Source organism: Erythrobacter mangrovi (assembly GCF_013260645.1).
GTDB classification, from domain to species: domain Bacteria; phylum Pseudomonadota; class Alphaproteobacteria; order Sphingomonadales; family Sphingomonadaceae; genus Qipengyuania; species Qipengyuania mangrovi.
In genome coordinates this window covers 760,213-775,939 of the sequence record NZ_CP053921.1, presented here as the reverse complement: position 1 = coordinate 775,939, position 15,727 = coordinate 760,213, and the positions used below count along the sequence as shown (strand labels likewise).

16 protein-coding genes and 1 tRNA gene are annotated in these 15,727 nt (G+C 65.2%); 6 read left to right on the top strand and 11 right to left on the bottom strand.

Annotation, left to right across the window (positions count from 1 at the left end; translation table 11 throughout):
• Positions 1-3 precede the first annotated feature (3 nt).
• The 8 genes from HQR01_RS04070 to HQR01_RS04035 form a co-directional block, all read right to left on the bottom strand.
• Positions 4-4,071 (bottom strand): MSCRAMM family protein, encoded by a 4,068-nt coding sequence (locus HQR01_RS04070; RefSeq protein ID WP_173212796.1) that lies wholly within the window; start codon positions 4,069-4,071, stop codon positions 4-6.
• A complete protein-coding gene (locus HQR01_RS04065; protein ID WP_173212794.1) occupies positions 4,068-4,997 on the bottom strand; it encodes a hypothetical protein in 930 nt (309 codons plus the stop codon). The genes HQR01_RS04070 and HQR01_RS04065 overlap by 4 nt, the downstream gene beginning before the upstream one ends.
• Positions 4,998-5,052: 55 nt before the next feature.
• A complete protein-coding gene (locus HQR01_RS04060) occupies positions 5,053-5,565 on the bottom strand; it encodes a DUF4402 domain-containing protein (RefSeq protein ID WP_173212793.1) in 513 nt (170 codons plus the stop codon).
• An 81-nt stretch (positions 5,566-5,646) separates the two neighbouring features.
• Positions 5,647-6,159 (bottom strand): DUF4402 domain-containing protein, encoded by a 513-nt coding sequence (locus HQR01_RS04055; RefSeq protein ID WP_173212791.1) that lies wholly within the window; start codon positions 6,157-6,159, stop codon positions 5,647-5,649.
• A gap of 136 nt (positions 6,160-6,295) precedes the next feature.
• A complete protein-coding gene (locus tag HQR01_RS04050) occupies positions 6,296-6,805 on the bottom strand; it encodes a DUF4402 domain-containing protein (protein ID WP_173212789.1) in 510 nt (169 codons plus the stop codon).
• 49 nt (positions 6,806-6,854) lie between these two features.
• Positions 6,855-7,418 carry a DUF4402 domain-containing protein gene (locus HQR01_RS04045; protein ID WP_173212787.1) on the bottom strand — a complete coding sequence of 188 codons (564 nt, stop codon included), beginning with the start codon at positions 7,416-7,418 and terminating at the stop codon, positions 6,855-6,857.
• Positions 7,419-7,538: 120 nt separating this feature from the next.
• Positions 7,539-7,625, bottom strand: a tRNA-Leu gene (locus HQR01_RS04040).
• A 100-nt stretch (positions 7,626-7,725) separates the two neighbouring features.
• Positions 7,726-8,583 carry a zinc-ribbon domain-containing protein gene (locus tag HQR01_RS04035; RefSeq protein ID WP_173212786.1) on the bottom strand — a complete coding sequence of 286 codons (858 nt, stop codon included), beginning with the start codon at positions 8,581-8,583 and terminating at the stop codon, positions 7,726-7,728.
• Between the two features lie 157 nt (positions 8,584-8,740).
• Here HQR01_RS04035 and ftsE point away from each other — a divergent pair, with 157 nt between their 5' ends.
• The 6 genes from ftsE to HQR01_RS04005 all read left to right on the top strand — a co-directional run bounded on the left by ftsE (position 8,741) and on the right by HQR01_RS04005 (position 13,110).
• Entirely contained in the window at positions 8,741-9,466 is a 726-nt protein-coding gene (gene ftsE, locus HQR01_RS04030) for a cell division ATP-binding protein FtsE (RefSeq protein WP_173212784.1), read from the top strand.
• Positions 9,463-10,395 carry a cell division protein FtsX gene (locus HQR01_RS04025; protein ID WP_234030243.1) on the top strand — a complete coding sequence of 311 codons (933 nt, stop codon included), beginning with the start codon at positions 9,463-9,465 and terminating at the stop codon, positions 10,393-10,395. The genes ftsE and HQR01_RS04025 overlap by 4 nt, the downstream gene beginning before the upstream one ends.
• Positions 10,392-10,922: a YdcF family protein gene (locus HQR01_RS04020; protein ID WP_173212782.1), complete on the top strand. Its 531-nt coding sequence runs from the start codon at positions 10,392-10,394 to the stop codon at positions 10,920-10,922. The genes HQR01_RS04025 and HQR01_RS04020 overlap by 4 nt, the downstream gene beginning before the upstream one ends.
• A gap of 7 nt (positions 10,923-10,929) precedes the next feature.
• A complete protein-coding gene (locus tag HQR01_RS04015) occupies positions 10,930-11,610 on the top strand; it encodes a lysophospholipid acyltransferase family protein (RefSeq protein ID WP_173212780.1) in 681 nt (226 codons plus the stop codon).
• A 1-nt stretch (position 11,611) separates the two neighbouring features.
• Positions 11,612-12,154: an MOSC domain-containing protein gene (locus HQR01_RS04010; protein WP_173212778.1), complete on the top strand. Its 543-nt coding sequence runs from the start codon at positions 11,612-11,614 to the stop codon at positions 12,152-12,154.
• A 65-nt stretch (positions 12,155-12,219) separates the two neighbouring features.
• Positions 12,220-13,110 (top strand): NAD-dependent epimerase/dehydratase family protein, encoded by an 891-nt coding sequence (locus HQR01_RS04005; RefSeq protein ID WP_173212776.1) that lies wholly within the window; start codon positions 12,220-12,222, stop codon positions 13,108-13,110.
• 103 nt (positions 13,111-13,213) lie between these two features.
• On the opposite strand, the gene HQR01_RS04000 is transcribed toward HQR01_RS04005, so the two are convergent.
• The 3 genes from HQR01_RS04000 to hisC all read right to left on the bottom strand — a co-directional run bounded on the left by HQR01_RS04000 (position 13,214) and on the right by hisC (position 15,650).
• Positions 13,214-13,522 carry a hypothetical protein gene (locus HQR01_RS04000; protein WP_173212774.1) on the bottom strand — a complete coding sequence of 103 codons (309 nt, stop codon included), beginning with the start codon at positions 13,520-13,522 and terminating at the stop codon, positions 13,214-13,216.
• A 125-nt stretch (positions 13,523-13,647) separates the two neighbouring features.
• Positions 13,648-14,553, bottom strand: coding sequence for a prephenate/arogenate dehydrogenase family protein (locus tag HQR01_RS03995; RefSeq protein WP_173212772.1), 906 nt, complete (start codon positions 14,551-14,553; stop codon positions 13,648-13,650).
• Entirely contained in the window at positions 14,550-15,650 is a 1,101-nt protein-coding gene (gene hisC, locus HQR01_RS03990; RefSeq protein ID WP_173212770.1) for a histidinol-phosphate transaminase, read from the bottom strand. The genes HQR01_RS03995 and hisC overlap by 4 nt, the downstream gene beginning before the upstream one ends.
• Positions 15,651-15,727 lie beyond the last annotated feature (77 nt).

Below are 15,727 nucleotides of genomic sequence, written 5' to 3'. Positions count from 1 at the left end.
CGGTTACTGGCGACGTGCGATAAGCCCCGTCGCGCAGCTGTCGATCGCGATATCGCGGCTGACGATGCTGCTTTCATAGCCGACGAATACGGCTTCCTGTTCGATCGGGCACAGCTGGAGGCGCGCGACCTGTTCGGGATCGATCTGCAGGCGATACTGCCCCGGCGGAACCCTCTCGAAGAAGAAGTAGCCGTCGAGCTCGGTCTTCGAATAGGCAACGATCTTGCCCTTCTCGTCGACCAGGTGGAGCCGCACGCCCGAAACGCCGCGACCAGAGGTTGCGTCTTCGAAGCGCGCCGTACCCTCGACCTCGCTGAGCGCGATGACTGCGAAATCGAGCGCCTGCAGGCGACCTGCGCGCGGAACGATTTCGAGGCCGGGCTTGGCCGGGGCAAGGTCGAGGTCGGGTAGCGAAGTCGGGTCGAGCTGCACCGAAACCGGGCGTCCGGCCCCCAGCCCGTTGACCCGGGCAACGCCATCCGCGCCCGACTTCGCCGTTTGGTTGTAGGTGGCGAAGGTGACCCCTTCGAGCAGTTCGTCGCTGGGGCCGTAAGTGCCGTCTCCGTCCCGGTCGCGGAAGGCGCGCAGCGATGCACCGCCGCTGCTGGCAACGCCCGGACGCGCCACGAACAGGTCGTGCCGCACGGGATCGCGACCCAGCCCGAAACCCAGCCGCAGGCCGACGAAGTAGCTGTTGTCGACGAAGTTGTAGTTTCCATCGAGTGCCAGCGTGAACTTCTCGAACTCGCGCACGCCCGAAATGCTGAACACCGGGGCATCTTCGGTGAATAGATATCCCGCCGAGGCGCGGAGCGAGGTTCGGTCATCGAGCGCATGGTTGATCTCGAACGAGGCATTGACGAGGTCGGTCTGCGGCGCGAGCTGGTAACCCAGCGAGACGCGGGCATTGGTCTTCGAACGACCGATGGTGGCAAGGTCGAAATTGCCGAACAGCTGGGTATTGGCCTGGAGATCCCCACCGCTGGAGCGCGAATAGTCGAGCGTGTTCGAGACGAGCAGTCCCGAGAGGCGTGTCGAGGCACGGAAGCCCGCGAGCAGCGTGTTGCGCCCGTCGACATCGACGTAGTTGCGCAGCCGCGCGGTCAGCGGCACGACCAGCCCGGTGATGTCGTCGCCCAGGTTGAAGCTGGTGTTGAAGTCAAGCTCGGTCGCGCGGCGCAGGAAACTAAGCCCGATCGACTTGGTCTCGTCGGGGAACAACCCGCTGTATTCGGTGTGGCTAAGGGTAATCGCGGAGCGGCCGAAGCGCCCGGCGATGCCGCCCCCAAATGCATAGGCGCCGCCATTCGCCACGCCGAAATCGGCCTTCACCGCCATGCCCGAAACGCTGGTGCGGACACCCGCCGTACCGATCCAGCGATCCTCGCCCTCGCTCTGGAACCACGAGCCGCCCAGCATGGTGGTGAGGCCTGAGCTAAGGCCATAGGCCAGCTGGCCCGCGACCCGCCAATCGCCATAATCCCCGGGCGCCACGAAATTGGGTGGGGTGACGCCGAGCAGGTTGAGACCCTTCTGCGCGGCGTCGAGACTGTAGACCAGTTGGCCTTCGCGCACGCGGCCATCGCCAACGCTGATCCGCTGGACCACTTCGCTACGCTGACCCTGAGGCCCGAAGAACACCAGCCGGAACACGTTGAGGCCAAAATCGACCGGGACCTGCAGGAATTCATACTGCCCGTTCACCGCATCGCGGGTGGAGCCAACAAGGATATCGTTGCGGTAGAGCTCGACTTCGTAGCCGTCGGGCAGGATCCCGCGCAGGTCGACCTTGTCGAACACCGAGGTTTGTTGCGACGGTGCATTGGTCAGCGTGATGCCGCGGCCCGAGATGCTACGCAGGCCCAGCTGCATCGAAGTGGTCGACACATCGCCAAGCGCAAAGGAGGTGGCCGAGAGCGGGCCGAGCAGCTCGGCGTCGGGATCCTGTCGCCCCACCTGGAAGCGCGCCGCTGTCAGGCCGTACTTGGTATCGGCGCTGAGATAGGCTTCGGCGCTCAGATATCCCAGGTCGCCGGTCAGCAATACGTCGCCCTCTACGCGCTCGCCATTCGCCGAATCCGATACGGCGCGCAGCTCCACATCGGCGGTGGGAATGGAAAAGGCCTCGTAGGGCAGGTCGACCCGTTCAAAGTCATCGCGGCGCCGACCAGCGGCACGGTTGGCGAGCTTCTCGCGGCGAGCCTCGCGCGCCCGGCGTTCCTCGAACGGGAAGGGCTCCAGTGTCTTGATCCGGACCGACTGCGAGCGCAGGTCGACCTTGAGTTCGAGCGGGAACAGCGCGCTGAACTGGTCGAGCCGCAGGTAAAGTTCGCCGTCGAAATCGCTCGCCAGCACACGGTTTATCGGGATGGTCTTGCCCGGGATCGTGATAGTCCCGGCCTGGATGTCGATTGCGATCGTGCGGTCTTCGCCAAGGATCCAGCCCTCGGCATAGCGCCCCTCGTCGCCGACCGCGATCGCGAGGTCGAGGATGCGGGCGATGGCCCCCAGCGGCAGATAGAGTCCTGCGCGGGTGCCGTAGGCGATGATCGTATCGGCTTCCTCGAAACCGTCGACACGAACTTCGAGTATCAGCTCGTCCTGATGCTGGATCAGCGGTTCGCCCGCGGCGGGTGTATAGGCAATCCCGGGCGTCCCGCCGAACGCCCCGGTTGGGTTGATCGGCGCCCCGGTCGGATCGAGCTGGGGTGTGTTGCCGGGCAGGCCAAGGGTCGAAGCCTTGCGCGCCGCCGGGACCAGCGCGGCCGTCGGAGTTGCACGTCCCGGTTGGATAATCGTGCCTGGGGCAAAGCTGGCGGGAACTCCCATCGCAGACGCGACCGGAGCGAGAGGGGGCGGAGGCGGAGGCGCAGGCGGGGCGGGTTCCGCCAAGGCGGTTTGCGCCGCCGAATTGCGGGTGGGCGCCAGCTGGAGCGCCGGTTGGCGCTGGGGGACGGGGAGCAGCACAACCGGAGAGGAGCCTGGCTGCGCGGCTTGCAGGGCGGCCAGCGGCGGCAGCACACTCGCGGCGCGCTCGGCAACGGCGGTTTCCGCCGTAGACTGGACGGCGACAGTGGTGGGCTGGATCGAGGGTTGCGGCTTGGGTTCGGCGACCGGAGCTGACGCGGCTGGCGCTTGGGGCCCTCTCGCAAGGGGCTCCGGTTCGGCGGGCTCGGCTGCGACTTGTGCTAGAGTCGCGATCTGGGGCGCAGGGTTGTTGCTTTCTGGCGGCGCAGCCTGCGCACTGCGCTCGTCGCTGAGGACGGGTTCGCTCGCTTGCGGCAGCGAGGCACTGGTGGTTTCCTCGGCCGGGGGTGGTGGCGGTGCGAGCGGAGCCGGCTGCGGCGGCAAGACAGGCTCGGCAACCGATGCTGCTTTGGGCGCCGGTATGGCAAAGACGGAAGCAAAGCTTTCAACCGGAGCAGGTGTCGCTGCGGGGGCCGATGCGTCAGGCTCCGCTTGCGCCAGAGGAACGTCCGCCGGCTCGGTCGCTTGTGGAATGGGCGCTTCGGGTTCCGCAGGCGAGGTGGGGGCGGGCGGTTCAATTGAAGCTGCAGGCGCTGCCGGTTGCGATACTGCCTCTGCGCCTTGTTCAGGCGCAGGCGCGGGTTCGGGCGGCGGCGCAGACGTTTCCGGCTGCGCGGCAAACGCCAGCACATCGCCGGTCACGATTTGCGCGGCTTGTACCTCTTCGGCGGCGTCAGCGGGTGAGGCAAGTTGGAGTGCCGGAGCTTCGGTCTGCGGCACGGGCAAGGCGGGCAGGTCCGGGCGGACTGTTGATGGCAGGGTGCCTGCCCAGCTCGTGCTGGCAGAACCCAGCAGTTCCGAACGCTTCGAGCGGACCGAGAACGAGGAGTCCGGGATCGGCTGCCCCGTGGGCGTGGTCATGCCGAAGCCGGGCGTCGGCAAAGGTGCCCGCAGGAGCCTGCCATCGCGCTTCTTCCCACCGCCTTCCGGGCCGGGTGGTGCCTTGGTCTTGTGGTCGCTCTTCTCGGTCGCCAGGCCGAACCCGAGCGCGGCCGTGATCAGGCAGACCGTGCCTGCACCACGGACGAAAACCCTGCTGCTCACGGGACTGTGAAGGCGTGCTCGGCGAGCTTGTTACCAGGCGCGTAGTCGTCGTCGACGAATTCGATCGACAAACGTGCACCCGTCGCAAGGAAGCGGGGGTCGGTCTCGGGGAAGATCGGAACAATGACCTGCCGGCTGTCGAGCTCGGGATAGATGCCCACGCCCTTCGAGATGGCGATCGGCGAGGACGCTCCGGCTGCCTTGATCACGATATCGCCAAAGGCCGACCGCGAACCCGAGCGGGTGACGGTGAAAGCCACCGCCTTGCTTCCATCCTGGGCGGTCAGCATCGTGGCGTTGGTAATCCCTACCTCCAGCGTGGTGGCGCCGATCCGCAAAATCACCGGGATGGCGATCCCGAAACGCGGGCGGATCGTCACGCCAATGCCGTCGGGCGTCTGCGCGCCGACCGCATTCTGGATGCTGAAGCCTTCAGTTTCGGGCAGCGAGGTGACCATGAAATGCGACCGGTATTCGCCGGGGGCCAGATTGGCGTCGGCGCGGGCCAGGATGCGCACGATCTGCGATTCGCTGCCGCGCAGCGTCACCCGGCGCGGGGAATAGCGAAGCATTGGGCTGGCGACCTTCACGCGCGCCTTGGTGGCATCGTCGAGGCCGTTGTCGAATGCGACCAGGTTGCCGCTGGGCGTCATCGCCATGTCGACGATCTTGATCTCGTAATCGCCGGTTTCGGTTGTCTTGTTGTATAGCCCGACATTGGCGATTTCCCGGGCGCCGTTGAGGACCACGCGCTTGGGAAAAAGATTCACGTCGCCAAAGCCGCTGACCGAGCCTGCCGGCGGCGGGGCGGCAGCAGGACGGGCATCTTGTGCAAGGCCGCCGATCGGACCGAGTGCAAGAAGGCAGGCGAGCGCGCCGGCGACGGCAGGCAGGCTGCGGCGAGGAAATTTCGACCCGAAATTCATGGGTGGCCCCTGATCGTTGCGATACGATCTACGGGTTTTCACTAATATGGTTAATTTAGTTATAAAGAACGCTAACCGTAAACGTCCCCGAGTAATTTCCGGGGGCCTGGTTCGCGTTGACAGTCAAGCGCCCACCGACATGCAGCACGAAGTAGCCGTTGAGATCGAGCCGGTTGGCTCCTGAACCGCCATTCTTGCGGAAATTGTCGATGGTCATCGTCGCGGTACCGTTGGAAACGGTCGCGGTGGTCGGCAGGAACGTGACGAACTGGCGGTTCGCCGTGCCATGCACGAGGAAGCCCGATGCACCGCGTCCCGTCGGGAATATGGCGGGGTCGAGCCCGCCGGTGGTGGATACCGTGCTGTTCGAGGCGACCGTCACCGTTCCAGCAGTCGTGGGCTGGATGAAGGTTCCGAAACGGAGGTCGTAGAGTGGCTGTAGCGCCAATGGCTCGACGATCCGGGCTTCGGAAGCGCCGGGCGTCGCCGCGCTGCCGCCGGGTGCGGCGATCGCTGCGGCAGGCATTGCCACCGCGAGGCTTGCGAGGAGGGTTGCTTGGAGCTTCATCTGGGTTGCTCGCAAGCCTTCCCTGCCCGCAAGGTGCGGCCGCGATCCTCAAGAGCGGGATCGCGGCCGATCCTCATGCGATCAGTTGTAGGACACCGTCGCGCTGTAGCTTCCGGTGTAGGTGCCCGCTGCCTGACCGGCACCAACCGTCAGGTCGCCGCCGACGGTGAAGCTGGCTGTACCGGCCCCGTCCAGCGTGCCCGAACCTGCCACAGTGTCAAACGAGGTCGAGAACGCCATCGTCTGCGCGCCGTTGCTCACGGTACCAGCAGTGGTCGCAATGCTGAAACTGCGGTTCGCATCGCCGGTCACGTCAAAGGCGTCAGCCTGCTGGGCCGACGCGTCGACCACGACAGCGCCGCCCGATGCAACCGAGCCGACGCCGCCGGTGGTGATCGAAATGACACTCGAGGCGGCCGAATCCGGCACGATGATGCCGAAGTTCAGCGACTCGGTCGCTACGTGGGTGATTGCGATCGGCGCGACGATCTGCGCGGTGGCCGAACCATCGGTGGCGGTGGCAGTATTGCCCGGCGCAGCGAAGGCCGGAACTGCGAAGGTGGCAGCAACCGCCGCCAGCATCAGTTTCTTCATGTGGTGTCCCCTGGATGTACTCTTCTGCCCAGCCCTGGCCGGTGCATCGATAGGGGATAATGCGTAGGCTTTAAGAAACCCTTACGGGGAAGAATCCGCAGAATTACGCGGTTTTACGTGGGAGATTAAGATAGTGTTAGTCATAGGTGACAACCACCTCTACATCAGCGCGATAGAATCCGGCCGGACTGCCTGCGGGAACTTGCAGCGTGCCGCCGAGCCGGAAGCGGTCTTCACCATTTGAATCGAGCAAGCCGATAGTGGCGTTACCCGGCAGGCTGGAGACCGATATCTGTATGTCGACAACCGATAGGGCCGGGCCGGCGCCTTCCACCGGATTGGCAATGGCTGAAGCAGGCGCGTCGATGCGATAGCGTCGCCCAGCCTCTCCGGTTACGCCGAAGACCGCGGGGTGGGCCAGGCATCCGCCCGCGCCGCACACGCTTCTCAAGGCCCCGAGAAAGGCCACACTTCCACTTGCGGGGTCGACGGTAATCGAGCCGCTGGCATCGGTGCCTATCGCCAATGTGCCGAACAACAGGTCTTCAAGCGCCCGAACCGTGATCGGCTGGACGATCGCTGCAGACGCGCTCCCGGTGGCCGATGCGCTGGTTCCATCTCGGGCGAGGGCCGGTGGCGCAAGCATCGGAACTGCGAGGAGTGCAACGCCAGCGACGCTGCATCGCCAGGCCCGGTCAATTGACGGAGACAACCGCTGCATCGATCGGCACCGGGATTTCGACCAGCCCCCCGCCAAAGCTGCGGTCGACATCGAGCCGCCCGCCAAGGCTGAAGCTGCGAGAGCAAACGCGTGTGGTGCAGTTGGGGATTTCCATGCGGATCACCTGCCCTGCCTGGACCAGGCCGTATCCAGGTAAGTCCGTCTGGTATCGGCTCAGCCGCGCCGACAAGCCGCCCTGGGTGAATACCGCCGGACTGGAAAGAACCACCTCGATTGTCAGGTCGAGCCTCCGTCTGCTGTTGTTGCCGCGATCGTACTCGATGACGAAACGCGCCGGACCGACACCACTGTCGTCCAGCGAAACTATCCCCGAACTGGTAATCGTTCCCGAAGCGGTGACTTCGCGGAATCCCGTAGTGGGCACGGCGAAGGTACCGAAACGCAACGCCGCGGGGGTGAGGATGGTGATCTTCTCAGGGTCCGCCTGCGAAGGCGTCGCCCACATCGCCGCCATCATCGCGCAAGCGCCTGCGGCCAGAAGCTTCAAGGCTTTGATATGTCGGGTGATGCGAACCATGATCTCGTGATCATACGCAATTACCTAACAAAGTTAAGTAACGGTAACCATAACCCGCAAGCCGTCCCACTGCGGGGCGACTGCTTGCGTCTGCTGATCTGGAAAAACCAAGGGACTGTCTGGTGCGGTCGAGAAGACTCGAACTTCCACGGGCTTTCGCCCACAACGACCTCAACGTTGCGCGTCTACCAATTCCGCCACGACCGCACACAGTCTCGCATCGGAGGGGCCTTTGAGGAGCCCTCCCGTCGGTAGGTGCGCGCCCCTAGCAGCGCCGCCAAGCGCCCGCAAGCACCTTTCTATGGGGTCAGCGTGGGGCCCAGCCGATATCGGCAAAAACCGCCGATTTGGGGACGTCGGTCACCGCTTCGTTGATCGTCAATTCCTCACCCGGGGCGAGCGACGCCTGCGGCGGATTGACCACCCAGCTGTAAACCTGGCGCTCCCGCTGGTCGCGCAGCACGATCAGGACCGGCGGTACCGGACGGGTTTCGCGTGCGGTGTTCTTGACGATGATCCTTGCGCCGAAGAACTCGGTGCCGTTGGGAAGCGTGCGCCGTTCCTGCTGCTCGACCGGGAAGGACAGCTCGAGATCGGGCTGCGCTGCTCCGAACAGCGGCTTGGAGACCGGCACCCAGTCGGGCAGGCCGACATAGTTGACCGCCGCGATCGTCCCCACGGCCAGCAGGGCGAAGATCGCTGCCGCCCAGGTCCACAGCTTGGTCATGTTCCGCCGAGGGCGGAACGGTGGTGCGTGTTCGAAGCGCGACGGCGATTCGTCTTCTTCGGGTTCAGGGGGAGGCGGCAGGTCGTCCTGCACCTCGCCAAAAGGCGGGGCGGCCTCGTCGAAATCGGGGCTCTCGCGCGGTTCTGGCTCGTCTTGGACCGTATCGCCGGCTTCGGCGTAGGTAACGTTAGAGCCCTGCTCCGCTTCGACCGCGGGCGGCGCGGGTGGAGTTGGACGGGGCGGCGGTGGTGCTGGCGTCGGAGCCGGGTTCGGCGGCGGAGTAGGGACTTTGGCCACTGCCGCAAGCCGTTCGGCATCAGGCCCTTCCTGGAACCAGCTATGCTTGCACTTTGCGCAACGCACCGTCCGGCCTTCGATCCCGATGGCGCTGTCGGGCACCACGTAGCGGGTGGAGCAGGCGGGGCAAGCAATGATCATCTTGGTAAACGGCCTTAGGCGTGCTCGCGAATCACGACAAGCGAGAGGCCTGTTCGCAATACCCACAGGCGGCTTTTTTCCACACCGAAGCGCGGTTATAGCCACCCGCGAGCATGACAGGCAGGGGCGATCTTCTTCACCGGCGGGGTGTACGGGCGTGAGCGGGCCGGAAACCGAGATCGTCCAGTTCGACAATGTCGGCCTGCGTTACGGCACCGATCGCGAAGTGCTGTCCAATATCTCCTTCACCCTGTTTCCCGGGCGCTTCTACTTCCTCACGGGGGCCAGCGGGGCTGGGAAGACCTCGCTGTTGCGGCTACTCTACCTCTCCCAGCGCCCGTCCCGCGGTGCGATCCGTATGTTCGGCACCGACGTCATTACCCTGCCGCGCGAACGGCTGCCCGCCTATCGCCGACGGATGGGCGTGGTGTTCCAGGATTTCCGCCTAGTCGAACACCTTTCGGCCTTCGACAATGTGGCCTTGCCGCTACGCGTATCGGGCGTGCGCGAGGCCGACCTGCAGGGACCGGTATCCGACATGCTCGAATGGGTCGGTCTGTCGCATCGCGCGGATGCGCGACCGGCGACGCTTTCGGGCGGCGAGCAACAGCGCGTTGCGATCGCGCGGGCGGTGATCGGGCGGCCCGACATGCTGGTGGCGGACGAGCCGACCGGCAACGTCGATCCCGAGATGGCGCTCAAGCTGATCCGGCTGTTCGAAGCACTCAATCGCCTCGGCACCACGGTGGTGGTCGCAACGCACGACGTGCACCTGCTGCGCAAGGTTCCGGACTCGCTGATCATGCGGCTCGACAAGGGGACGCTTGCCGACCCGACGGGGGCGCTGCGTTATCCGCCGCGCCGCGTGGGGGCGGGCCAGTGACGCGCCCACCCGTCATGGTGCGTGCTGCAGAGCGCGGACTGGCCCCGTTTCGTGGCAAGCGCGCGGCGCACCTGCTTCCGCGGGCCAGGCTAGGCGGGCCGATGCCCTGGGTGATCGCGATCATGGTGGCGATCACCGTGCTTTCAGCGGCTGGCGGGCTGGCCCTGGCAAACCTTGTCGCCCGTGCGAGTGGCGATCTTGCCGGCAGCGCTACCGTCCAGATCGTCGAGCCCAATCCAGCCATTCGCGACGCGCAGGCGCAGGCCGCGGCAGCGATGCTTGCCCGCGACCCTGCGGTTGTCAGCGTCAGCGTGCTGCCGCAGGACCGGGTCGAGCGATTGCTCGAGCCGTGGCTGGGGGCGGGAGCCAGCGACGAGAGCCTTCCGATGCCCGCGCTGATCGACCTGCGCCTGCAAAGCGAGGCCGACGCGGCGACGCTGGACCGTTTGCGCGACATGCTTGCCGAAACGGCGCCCGCTGCGCGGATCGACGCACAATCGGACTGGCTAGCGCCCGTCCTGACCGCGCTTTCGACATTGCGCTGGATGGCAATGGGCCTGATCGCGCTGCTCGCCTTCACCGGCGGTGCAGCGGTCTGGCTCGCGGCGCGCAATGCGCTGGATACCAACCGCGATACGATCGAGATCGTCCACCTGCTCGGCGGCGATGATGACCAGATTGCCCGCATCTTCCAGCGCTCGATCCTGCTCGACGCGCTGGCGGGCGGATTCCTCGGGCTTGTGCTGGGAAGTGGTGCAGTCATGTTGATGGCAGCACAGTTCGCGGCCCTCGATTCAGGCCTCGTGGCGGGCGGCACTCTCGGTCCCACCGATTGGCTGGTATTGGTCACAGTGCCGCTTTTCGCGATCGCGATTGCAGTCTACACGGCCCGCATGACTGTCCTCTCATCACTCCGGAAGATGCTGTGATCCTGCGTTTCCTCGCCTCGCTGGTGCTGCTCTACGCATTCGGCTTCCTCGGCTTTGCGCTGACCTTGCCGCAGGCGGTCACCGGCCAGGTCACCGATGCGGTCATCGTTCCGACCGGCGGACCCGGGCGGATCGCCCGTGGCATCGAGGTGGTCGAAGACGGCCTCGCCCGGGAACTGTTCGTCTCGGGCGTCGACCCCGAGGTGAAGCCGAAGGAATTCGCCGCGGAATTCGAAGTTCCTTCCCGTCTGATGAAGTGCTGCGTCACGCTGGGCTATCTCGCCGTCGATACGCGCAGCAATGCGGGTGAGGCGGCGCAATGGATGAAGGAGAACGAGTTTTCTTCGGTCCGGCTCGTCACCACCGATTGGCACATGGCCCGCGCGGCGTCGGAATTTGCCGAGGCATTGCCGCCGGGAACGATGATCGTGCGCGATGCGGTCAAATCCTCGTCTGACCTCGCGACGCTCTATCTCGAATACAACAAGCTGATCGCCGCGGCGATTTCGCGCATCCTGCCGGTCTGACACGACCATGCGATTGCTGCGAAACATCGCCTTCTACGTCGCGTTCTACATCGGCTCGCTGCTGATCACATCGGCGTCGCTTGCCTCGCTGCCGTTCAGCGTCGATGCTTTCCGCGCGCGGGTGCGCAACTGGTCGCAGTGGCAGCGCTGGTGCCTGGTCAACCTGCTCGGCTGCAGGATCGTTGTCGAAGGGCAGCCCGTGCAGGAGCCGGTGCTCTACGCAATCAAGCACGAAAGCTTCTTCGAAGCGATCGATGCGCCGCGATTGTTCCACCTGCCTTCGGTTTTCGCCAAGCAGGAGCTCTTCAGCATTCCGCTGTGGGGCCGGGCGGCCGCGGCTTTCGGCCTGGTCCCGGTGGATCGCGACGCGGGTCCGAAGGCGCTGATGCAGATGATCCGCGCGGCCAAGGCGCTGATCGCCGAGGGTCGCCCACTGGTGATCTTTCCCGAGGGAACACGCGTACCGCATGGCGAGGACCGCGAGCTGCAATCGGGCTTCGCCGGCCTCTACAAGATGCTGGGCCTGCCGGTGATCCCGGTCGCGGTGAACAGCGGGCCGATCTATCACCGACTGCTCAAGAATCCCGGGACGATCACCTATCGCTTCGGTGAGGCCATTCCGCCCGGGCTGCCGCGCGACGAGGTCGAGGCCCGTGTCAGGCAGGCGATCAACGCACTGAACAGGTAAGATGGGCGCGCAGGTCGTCTCGGTCGCGCGCAGCGGTGAGCATACATTCTCCAAGCGCGTTTGTGAGCAAGTCACGCTCGTCGAACGTCTCGGCGTAGAGGGGGACGCGCATCTGGGCGCAACGGTCAAACATCGCTCACGCGTGGCGGCGGATCCCAACCAGCCCAACCTGCGGCAGGTTCACTTGATTGCTGCCGAACTTCTGGACGAGATGGCCGCACTGGGATTTGCACTTGGACCGGGCGATCTGGGCGAGAATATTCTTGTGCGGGGCCTCTCGCTGATCGACCTGCCGCGCGGAACGCGGCTGCGGCTGGGCGATCGAGCCGAAATCGAAGTGACCGGCCTGCGCAATCCTTGTCGCCAGATCGAAGCTTTCAGGCCTGGCCTGCTCAAACCGATGGTTGGGCGCGATGCGGACGGCAAACCGGTCCTCAAGACCGGGATAATGGGAATCGTGCTGCACGGCGGCACCGTTCGCCCCGGCGATCAGATCGCGGTCGAGTTGCCGCCTGAGCCGCACGTCCGCCTCGAACGGGTCTGACCGCCAGCCGCCGCCATTTTCCGCTTCGACTTGAACACGTTGCGTGGGCGCTCTATCGAATGGGCGTGAAGGTCGTTCTTACCGGTAGCAGCGGCAGATTGGGCCGCGCCATCTTCGGCGCGCTGGCGCCGGATCACAGCGTCACCGGTATCGACCGACAGGCTTTCGCAACCACCAGCATCATCGGCGATGTGGCGAATCGCTCTGTCTTGGAGCGGGCGTTCGAAGGCGCCGATGCAGTGATCCACACGGCAGCGCTCCATGCACCGCATGTCGGTGTGCTGGCGGACGCAGAATTCGAACGCATCAATGATCAGGGCATCCGGCTGCTGATCGATGTGGCGCTTGCCAGCGGCGTGCCGCGGATCGTCTTCACCAGCACGACCGCGCTTTACGGACATGCCATTGCCAAGGGCGCCTGCACCTGGGTGGATGAGGACACGCCGCCCCAACCCAAATCGATCTATCACCGGACGAAGGCTGCCGGGGAGAAGGCGCTGGCCGAAGCGGCTTCCGAAAAGCTCGCCGTGCGGGTCATTCGCATGTCGCGCTGCTTCCCCGAGCCGGCCGATCGAATGGCCGCGTACCGGCTGCATCGGGGTGTCGATGTCCGCGATGTCGCCGATGCGCATATGCTCGCGCTTTCTCATCAGGGGCCGCAGTTCCAGCGCTTCGTTGTCTCGGGGGCGACGCCTTTCCTCCCCACCGACGTGGGAGACCTGGCCACGCGCGCTGCTTCGCTGATCGAGGAGCGGGCGCCGGACCTCGCGGCAAGTTTCCGCCAACGCGGGTGGGATCTGCCCCGGTCGATCGACCGGGTTTACTCACCCGGCGCAGCGCTGGAGTCGCTGGGGTGGCGACCGAAATACGGGCCCGAGGAAGTCGCCGCCCAGCTTGACCGCCGCAGCCTTGAGGTTTTGCCTCCAGGAGCGGCCATTCGGGAAAAGGCGGAGTAAAGGGAGGTCTGTACTAACGGAACTGGCGGCCCTTCTTTCACCTAAAGGCTGAGTACTCCGGGAATGGCATGACCGCTAACGACCCGATTTCTGACGCTAGCTCTCAGTCGCCCTCTGTATTCGACAGTCGTCGATACAACCTCCGCGCGACCACCAAAGGAAGTGCGCCAATTGAGCAGCCGACGAGTGAATAGGCGGTAAAAAACGCGAGGTCAGTAAGCAAAAATGATGTCGTAATCGGTTCAACGCGGCTCCAATCCAGAAGCAGCGCAAGATCTAGCACGACCGCGACCGGGACTGTCGTTGCAAGCAAGCGCCAGAAGGTCTGCCCCTGCACCAGCAAAAAGACGCTTCCACCGACAACACCAACCACAACAGAGATGATGCCCGCAACTATGTAGGTGAAGTCCACAGCGTTCCCTCTACTATCTGTGCGAGTCTAAGGCATGGAATGTCCGCTTTCCACCCAAACCTTGCCATTTGGATTCGCTACTCGCACTTCGGAAGTTGGCGATTGCCCGCCAGTTTCGCAGCCCCTCAGTGATCCGATCGCCCGAAGTCGGGGCGCGCGTCGTCCTGGCCTTCCTCGATGATCGAGCGGCGGATCGCGCGGGTGCGTTCGAACAGTTCGAACAGCGTGTCGCCGTCGCCGTTGCGGATGGCACGCTGGAGCGCGGTCAGGTCCTCGGTAAAGCGGCCGAGCACTTCGAGCACGGCGTCGCGGTTGGTCAGGAAGACGTCGCGCCACATGGTCGGGTCGCTCGCGGCGATGCGGGTGAAGTCGCGAAACCCACCGGCGGAATATTTGATCACCTCGCCGCGGGTGACGTCCTCGAGATCCGATGCCGTGCCGACGATGGTATAGGCGATCAGGTGCGGGATATGGCTGGTTACCGCCAGCACCACGTCATGGTGCGCCGGGTCCATGATCTCGATCTTGGCGCCGAGGCCTTCCCAGAAATCGGACACGGCGGCGACGGCCTCGGCAGGGGCATCGGCCGGAGGCGTCACGATGCACCAGCGGTGGCGGAACAGCTCGGCGAAGCCGGCATCGGGGCCGCTCTTTTCGGTGCCCGCCACGGGATGCGCCGGGATCACGGTCGCGCCGGGCAGGGCCTTGGCGATGGCATCGCCCACGCTGCGCTTGGAGGAGCCAACGTCGCTGACGATTGCGCCCGAGGGAACCGCTGCGGCGATTGCGGCGGCGGCCTCGCCCATCGCGCCAACGGGTACGCAAAGGATCACCAGATCGGCATCGCGCACCGCCTCCTCGGCGGTTTCGCAGACATTTGCGACCAGCCCGCGCTCGGCCGCGCGGCGGCGCACGTCGGGGTTGGCATCCCATCCCGTGGTGGCGACCTGGGGCAGCATCGCGCGCGTCGCGAGCCCGATCGACCCGCCAACCAGGCCGAGCCCGATGATGGCGACATTGTTCGGGATCATGCCGAGGCCTCGCACAGCTGGCGCAGCACGGTGGCGATCGCGTCCATCTGCTCCTGCGTACCCACCGTGATGCGCAGCGCCTGCGGCAGGTCCTGGCTTGGCAGGTGGCGCACGGCATAGCCCGCTTCGCTGATCGCATCGAGCGCAGTGGTTGCGGACAATGCGCCTTCGAACACTACGAAGACGAAGTTCGCCTTGCTCGGCAGCGCGCGCAGCCCGTGGTTGCCGAGCGCTTCGACCTGTTCGACGAAGCGCGCGCGGATCGAGCTGTTCGCATCGCGCGAGCGCCGCACGAAATCCCGGTCGCCCAGCGCGGCCAGCGCCGCCTTCTGCCCGCTCGCGGTCACGTTGAAGGCCCCGCGCAGCCGATTGAGCGCATCGACCAGGTGCGGCGCGCCAGTCGCCCAGCCTACCCGCTCCCCCGCGATCCCGAAGGCCTTGGAGAAGGTGCGGGTGACAAGGACGTTGTCGTAACGCGCGGCGAGATCGAACCCGCCGTCATCTTCGCCCTCTTCGAGGAATTCGGCATAGGCCTGGTCGACGACCAGCAGCACGTCGCGCGGCAATCCGGCATGGAGCCGCTCGACCTCGGCGCGCGGCAGCCAGGTGCCTATCGGGTTGTTCGGATTGTCGAGCAGCACCACGCGCGTGCGTTCGGTCACGGCGGCTAGCAGCTTGTCGACATCGGCTGCGTAATCGCTGTCCTCGGCGGGCACGACCTCGGCGCCGACCTTCCATACCAGCAGCGGGTAGAGCGAGAAGGAATAGCGCGGGAACACCACTTCGTCCCCCGGCCCTGCAAAGGCCTGCACCGCGCAGTGCAGTAGCTCGCCCGATCCGGTGCCGCAGACGATCCGCGCAGGATCGATGCCATGCACTGCGCCGATTGCCTGGCGCAATGCGGTGGCGTCAGGGTCGGGATAGAAGTTCGGCTGATGCTCCCCGGCCAAGGCCTTGTGCACCGCTGGGCTGCAGCCCAGCGGGTTCTCGTTGGCCGAAAGCTTGACCAGCGGACGCCCGTCGGACGTCTTGGATTTGCCCGGCACATAGGCATGGATCGCTTCGATCCACGGCTTGAGGGTTGGTTTGTCTGCCATTTCGGCTTTGTCGCATGAAAGAATATCGGCCCTTCGACAAGCGCAAGGCTTGCGGTTAGAGGCAGGGTTTCATTGTT

Excerpts from the sequence above, each read along its gene's own strand:
- HQR01_RS04065 (WP_173212794.1), bottom strand. The coding sequence starts at position 4,997 with ATGAATTTCGGGTCGAAATTTCCTCGCCGCAGCCTGCCTGCCGTCGCC.
- HQR01_RS04060 (WP_173212793.1), bottom strand. The coding sequence starts at position 5,565 with ATGAAGCTCCAAGCAACCCTCCTCGCAAGCCTCGCGGTGGCAATGCCT.
- HQR01_RS04055 (WP_173212791.1), bottom strand. The coding sequence starts at position 6,159 with ATGAAGAAACTGATGCTGGCGGCGGTTGCTGCCACCTTCGCAGTTCCG.
- HQR01_RS04050 (WP_173212789.1), bottom strand. The coding sequence starts at position 6,805 with ATGCTTGCGCCACCGGCCCTCGCCCGAGATGGAACCAGCGCATCGGCC.
- HQR01_RS04045 (WP_173212787.1), bottom strand. The coding sequence starts at position 7,418 with ATGGTTCGCATCACCCGACATATCAAAGCCTTGAAGCTTCTGGCCGCA.
- HQR01_RS04035 (WP_173212786.1), bottom strand. The coding sequence starts at position 8,583 with ATGATCATTGCTTGCCCCGCCTGCTCCACCCGCTACGTGGTGCCCGAC.
- HQR01_RS04015 (WP_173212780.1), top strand. The coding sequence starts at position 10,930 with ATGCGATTGCTGCGAAACATCGCCTTCTACGTCGCGTTCTACATCGGC.
- HQR01_RS04010 (WP_173212778.1), top strand. The coding sequence starts at position 11,612 with ATGGGCGCGCAGGTCGTCTCGGTCGCGCGCAGCGGTGAGCATACATTC.
- HQR01_RS03995 (WP_173212772.1), bottom strand. The coding sequence starts at position 14,553 with ATGATCCCGAACAATGTCGCCATCATCGGGCTCGGCCTGGTTGGCGGG.
- hisC (WP_173212770.1), bottom strand. The coding sequence starts at position 15,650 with ATGGCAGACAAACCAACCCTCAAGCCGTGGATCGAAGCGATCCATGCC.